Annotated in this window: 4 protein-coding genes and 1 pseudogene; all 5 read right to left on the reverse strand. The window is 28.3% G+C overall.

Annotated elements, in window-relative coordinates:
• Window positions 1–231 (reverse strand): annotated as a pseudogene (locus QZ357_RS04575) (hypothetical protein); the annotation flags it as partial.
• Window positions 232–236: 5 nt separating this feature from the next.
• Window positions 237–1,703 (reverse strand): hypothetical protein, encoded by a 1,467-nt coding sequence (locus QZ357_RS04580; protein ID WP_290772399.1) that lies wholly within the window; start codon window positions 1,701–1,703, stop codon window positions 237–239.
• A 176-nt stretch (window positions 1,704–1,879) separates the two neighbouring features.
• Entirely contained in the window at window positions 1,880–2,368 is a 489-nt protein-coding gene (locus QZ357_RS04585; protein ID WP_290772402.1) for a hypothetical protein, read from the reverse strand.
• A gap of 171 nt (window positions 2,369–2,539) precedes the next feature.
• Complete coding sequence (locus tag QZ357_RS04590) at window positions 2,540–4,651, reverse strand: PHP domain-containing protein (RefSeq protein ID WP_290772405.1); 2,112 nt, start codon at window positions 4,649–4,651, stop codon at window positions 2,540–2,542.
• Between the two features lie 19 nt (window positions 4,652–4,670).
• The gene (locus tag QZ357_RS04595; protein WP_290772408.1) at window positions 4,671–5,867 is read right to left on the reverse strand and encodes a PD-(D/E)XK nuclease family protein; all 1,197 of its coding nucleotides are present in this window, start codon (window positions 5,865–5,867) and stop codon (window positions 4,671–4,673) included.
• Window positions 5,868–5,933: the final 66 nt, after the last annotated feature.

Consider the following 5,933-nt stretch of genomic DNA (forward strand, 5'->3'; position numbering starts at 1 on the left):
TTTTAATATTCTATAAAATTCAGGAGCATATTTTATACAATCAATATCATTATAGATAAACACTTTTCCTTTACTAAATATATCTTTCTTCAACATTCCACCAGAATTTCCTGTATTTCCTTTTGAGGTTACTCTGTACGGTGGGTCAGTAGCTATTAAATCTATACTATTATCAGGAATTTTCTTCATTAATTCCAAACAATCACCTTGCAAAAGTTTTGTTATGCACATATTTATTACTCCTCATTTTTTATAACTTCATATTCTTCTAATATCGGTTCTTTTTCGTCTGTAATTATCCAATCGTCACCGACTTTTTTTCTTTTAAAATCCCAAATAAATCCATAGATTTTCAATATTGAAAACTCTCCAAAAGGCTTAGATTTATAAATGTTGCCACGCTTAATTCTTGTTTTAAGTTCTTCACCTGATGAAATATTTCTTACTATTAAATAAGGCTGAGTAGAATTTTTATAAGTTTTAAAATCAATAACTACATAATAATTATCTGAAATTTTAGGGTTAATGTACTCTATATATTGCAGATATTCTTTTTCAAATTTCATTTGTTCAACAACATTCATAGACTTATTCTCTATCTTGTTACAAAGTTCAGACAATAAACCTATATTATCAATCTCTCTATATTGAGATTGAGTTTCTTTATTAGAATATTTTTTCACAAGATATTCAGATAAACCATATGTAGAATAATTATCTATATTTTTTTTAGAAATAACACTACAATTTCTAAATGAAGGCAAAATTGTTTTTCCTTTTTCTTTAATTCCATTATAAAGGTTATAAATATTTAAAAGATATTTATTATTTCCGAAATCAGAGAAGAAATTTAATCCTATTAGAATTTCTAACTGTCTTGAATTTATACTGGTTTTTGTTGTTATGTCATCTAATAGTTCAATAAATGTTTTATAATCTTTCTGTTTTGATAATTCTAATAATTCTTCTGCAATTTTAGAATTACAATATTTGATAGATTCTATTCCTTTGTAGATTGAATTTGTTTCTTTTTCGATAGTATATTTATCCATAGATTTGCCAAACTGAATAGGCTTAATTTTGATGTCATTCATTCTTGCCAATTCAACGCCATAATTGGTATCATCTTTATTTTCAGCTCTATTAAGATAAGCTGCGATAAATTCTATTGTGTAATAGGTTCTCAACCATACACATTCATAACCATTCATCGAATAAGCAGTGGAATGATTATATCCAAATTGATACTCAGATGAATCCTGTACAATCTGTACAAATTGTTTTGCTTCTTCTTCTGCCTTAACTCTTGGTTGCGATGAATGACTGCAATATCCTTCCAGAATCTTAGGAAGCTGTTGCTTTAACAACTCTTTGTCCTTTTTACCAATAGCTCTTCGTGTAGTATCTGCTGCTGAACCAGTAAAACCACAAATATCTGTCAAGAATTTAATAGTATCTTCCTGAAAGATAAGATAACCATTGTTACTTGCAAGTAAATCATCAATTTCCTTAGAAGGGTTATCATTATGCTCTCCAGCAATCATTCTATCCCTATATGATTTTCCTGAAGGTCTAAGAGCTGCATTAACCATACTCATATGGTTGATAGTATTTGGTTTGAAATCTTTTAACAATGAAAAGGCATAATCCACATACTTGTGTATGCTGACTATATTATCAATATATGTATCTATTACCAACACATATACAGCCTACCACTTCCCCAAATGCCAAAAGCAACCAATGTATTACAACATTGTGGTACTCTACTTGCTTCGTACACTTATAGTGTCTTATTTTCAAAAGACCTAATATAATTATTATTTATGTATTTCTACAAATGTCTTTTTTTAGCTTTCGATAGTCGATGAAGGTTCTATTATTTTTTCTTTTTTACTCTTGGATGTTGTACATTTGATAATGCTACATTTTCACTAACTGTTATCCATCTACAATTAGTAGGTTTATAATTTCCTTCTATATTTATTCTATCTATTGATAATCCTTCTTGATAACCATTTGAAATAGACCAATTATAGAAATTAATAAAACCATTTTCATTTAACCAATCTTCACAAATATTTATTCCTCTACTACCATAATTATTATATGCATGATTGTTAGGGTTCAAACATCTGTCTTTCATATTATGATATATAGAATATATTTTTGTTCGATTCATTCCATGTTTAATAACTTGGCAACGACAACTATTTGTTTTATTATTGTATAAATCACTTGCTCTTAATGTTTTTAATTTTCCACAATTTATACATTTACAGTCCACATAAAGTCTATCGCTTTTTCTATATATCTTTTTTACTTGCATAAGATTATATATTTCATCAATTTTATATTTATATTTCATTAACATCACTCCTTTCTTTTGAGAGAAAGGAAAAAATAATAGTTTCCCACAGGATTCTTTACAATACTGCCTTAAATATTGTAACATTCCCTGTTAGCATATTATCTAATCGTCATTTCCTACGATTCCTAATCGTATAATACACACCCTATTTTTATAGGTTCAATAGGTTTAATGAGGGCAATTTTGTTCACCCTCAAACTGGAATACTCCCTGTTGAGCTGTAATCATATTATGCCATACCTTTGGATCATTCCAATTCAATTCGTATGACTTTGGATATGGAATACCAGCATATTTACAAGCATCTTTGATAATACCTACTGTTTTTAATCCAAGAATATCAAACTTAACATAGTTTAATGAATCTACTGCTTTCATAGCACAGGTAGAAACAGGCATTTCTGGGTTTCCGTCTTTATAGAAAAGTCCAATATTGTCTGCAAGAGTAATTGGTGAACCAATAATACCACTTGGATGAACACCTTTTGCAACAATAGTATCTTTCAAACCATTTAAGTAATAGAACAAATCTTGATTTTCTGCAATTAATTTATCATATAATTTCTTAATATCATCAAGTTGTTTTTTTTGTTCCTCTTGAGCAATATGAAGCATATATACTTTATGATTATTAAATGAGATAGAACCTGTTTCTGTTTCCCCATTTTCTACCAATTCTTCAATATTTACTTCTTCCTGTACAATTTTGGAATATCTTGAAAAGTATTCATCAAATTTGTTCTTGATTTCCATTACTTTATCAAGGTCTTTATATCCTAAACCGCCAGCAAGCACATCAATACATCCTCTATCCTGTAAAGTTGAAAATGCAGCAATATAAGCTGTTTTCTCAGGAGTAAATCTTTGAATGATGTATTGATATACCTTTTCTCTATCCTCTCCAGCAAAATCTATATCAATATCACCAAGAGAAATTCTATCTTCATTACAAAATCGTGAAAACACAGTGTTCCATACCATAGGGTCAACATCTGTGATGTTAGTTATAAAAGCTATCATACTCCCACACACTGAACCCCTTCCTGTGCCACAAGGAATATCGTTATCTTTAGCCCAAGAAATCAACTCTGACATAAACATCATAAATGATTCCATGCCAAGTTTACACATAACTTTAAATTCTTCAATAATTCTTTTTTTATATTGTCTAATTATTTCTATATCAGTATATTTATTTGCCCATTTAAGATTCTTTTTATAGATTTCATAAATCTCTTTTTCTGATTCACCTGTAGGTATTACTGGATTTTTAATGAAATATTCATTACATTCTTTTAGTATCTTAGAAGGTAATTTTAATTTTTCATTTCTACACTTTTCATCAAAGTTGGTATAAATTAGTTGCTTCCACTGTTCTCTTACATTATCACCATACAATGTAGGATATTTAAATGCTTTATCCAAATTAAATTCTTCTACCATTTCTGCAAGCATATTAGTATTTCTAATAGATTCCATATATACCTCTTCTGGTAAACAATTTTGAATTTTAAAAGAAGTAATTAATTCTTCATATGTTTTCCAAGTTAAATCAAATTCATCTTCTTCACCATAAAAACTATTTTTATATTTCTGTAAGATTTTCCTACATTCTGCTTTATATGGAGTAGATGAATGTGTATCTGTACCAGCAATAAGAGGAATACCTGTTTTCTTACTATAGAAATACATTTTCTGATTGTAAATTTTTTGATTTTCACAATTATGATATTGTATTTCTAAGAAACATCTATGTTTATTTTTTACCATCCATTTAACTAAGGTCTGAAAAAATTCTTTTCTTTCAACAGTATCCCATTTGTTTAATGGTGATGCTAAACAGGCAGAAGTAATGATAATATTATCACTTGTATTCATAAGCTCTTCTAAAGAAATTCTTGGATTGTGATATGTGTGTCTATCACTCTCGTCATCAAGATTACCTTTTAAAGTAGATATTGAAAGCAACCTATTGATTTCAAGAACTCCATCCCAGTTTCTTGCATATAACCCAATATGACTACCCCTATCATCATCTTGTAACTTAGTACACAAATACATTTCAACACCATGAATATATTTAATACCAACCTTATCACATTCCTGTTTTTTCTTTATCCAATCATAACAATTTCCATGTTCTGAAAAAGCTAATGCCTTCATGTTTTGTTTTTTCGCAAGTTTAATATACTCTTTGAACTTAGAACAAGAGTCTGCATATCCATTTGTATTTGAATAATCACTATGTAGATGATAAACAGTGTAATTATTATTTTTCAAATCTTCACCTTATTCCTCATCACAAAACATTATCTAACCAACTTAAATCGTACCATTCTGACGTACTTTCATTAGATACATCTTTCTCAGTTTCACTACCAATCCCATCAAATAAATTTTCTTTACCATTTTCTTTGTCTTTTAACTTTTGAAGATATTCACCGTAAGGTTTATGAATAGCACCACTATAACCGCACAAAGTAGAAAAATAATAACTTTCTTTCTTTATATCTTCTTCATTATCCCAAAATATCTTCTCATTTTGATTTTGTTGATAATCTTTTTCTCTTGCTTCAATGTCTTTAATTGTAGCAATAATATCATTGCTCCATTTATCTATAAGTTTTTGTGTCAATGGGACATAAACATAACAATCTGAAAAAACATATTTGTTTTGAACCTCTTTCGGCAAACAAGTAATATCATTTGTTTCTATCAACATATTTAAATAACTTTCTATTTCTTTTTCGGAATATTCATTCTTTTTAAGCCACATCTTGGCATTACTTTTTAAAGAATCGCCAATCTTATATCGTTCAATATCTCTTGCTTTTTTAGCACCATTAGATTGTTCATACTCAACAGTACAATATTTAAGAAAATTAAAACCAATTTTTATCCTTTCAATAGGTATACCAGCTTGAATCAGTGCCATAGCATAGATTACTAACTGTCCTGTCTTTTCTTCTATTATCTTTCCAGAAAACTTTGTTGAAGTTTTAAAATCTATGATATTGACATTGCCATTTTCGTCTTTAAAACAACAATCTAAATATCCCTGAAACAAGTTTTCACCTATTTTGACTGAAGCAAACTTTTCAATATTAGTTTTATATTCTATTGGCTTATGATGTTTAAAAAAATGTTTAAGATTATATTTATACTTTTCAGAAATACTTTTATTTTTCTTTTCATCATTTCTGTCAAATTTCAGATTAAGGACATCAATATTCATAGTCCAACCATCTTCAAAATCAGTTATCATATCATCATATTTAATCTGATTTGTATAATACTTTTCAAGTGCAGAATGACAAATACTGCCAAATGGTGCATAGACACAATCTGTCCTATCTTCTGGAATATGCTTTATGTATTTTAAAAAATATTCATATTTAGATGTTAAAAATGTATTCACCTTACTCCAAGACCATAGTCGAGTTACATTTTCTTTTTTCATCAAAACTGTTAATTGTTCTTTTGATAATCTTGACATAAGCCACCTTCTTTTGCTTTTTCTATTCTATCTTTAGCAATATTAAAATAGTTTTCATCTAATTCC

It is taken from the genome of Anaerofustis sp., from assembly GCF_019420015.1.
In the GTDB taxonomy this organism is placed as follows: Bacteria; Bacillota; Clostridia; order Eubacteriales; family Anaerofustaceae; genus Anaerofustis.